Genomic DNA, 533 nt, shown 5'->3' with positions numbered 1-533 from the left:
AGTACAGCTTGCTGAGAACATTGACCTAGGCGCTGATGGTAGTGTCACTACTGGAAACACGGTCACAAACAGTGACGGCGTCGCAATTACTGATGGTACAGTTGGCGGTGCTAGCACCACCATTACCACCAGCGGCACCAACGTAGTAGATGCCGCTGGTAATGAAGCAGATTACACAGCAGCCAGCTCAAGTCTCACTGACGCAGCTGGTAACACAACTGACATGACAGCCGCTGGTACTGACGTCACAGATGTTGCAGGCAACAACAGCAACTATGGCGCAGAAGGGTTGTCAGCAACCGATACTGCTGGTAACACAGCGACCTACAACGCCGCAGGCTCAAGCCTAGTCGACACAGCAGGCAACACCAATAACAGCACAGCCCTTGGTAACACTATCACTAGCGGTGCTAACGTAACGACCATCACCGGTGCAGGCACCACTGTCACAGATGGTACTAACACCAGCAACTATGGTGCAGAAGGCCTAACCTTCCTTGACACCAATGGTGATCCATTGGCGAATACACCAA

Annotated in this window: 1 pseudogene; it reads left to right on the top strand. The window is 52.3% G+C overall.

Features of this window, described 5'->3' with window-relative positions:
- A pseudogene (locus ABFV72_RS13075) lies at positions 1-533 on the top strand (hypothetical protein); the annotation flags it as partial.

This window comes from Psychrobacter proteolyticus (assembly GCF_039762275.1).
GTDB lineage: Bacteria > Pseudomonadota > Gammaproteobacteria > Pseudomonadales > Moraxellaceae > Psychrobacter > Psychrobacter proteolyticus_C.
The sequence above is the reverse complement of the archived record's forward strand: the minus strand, read 5'-3'. Positions and strand labels throughout refer to the sequence as shown.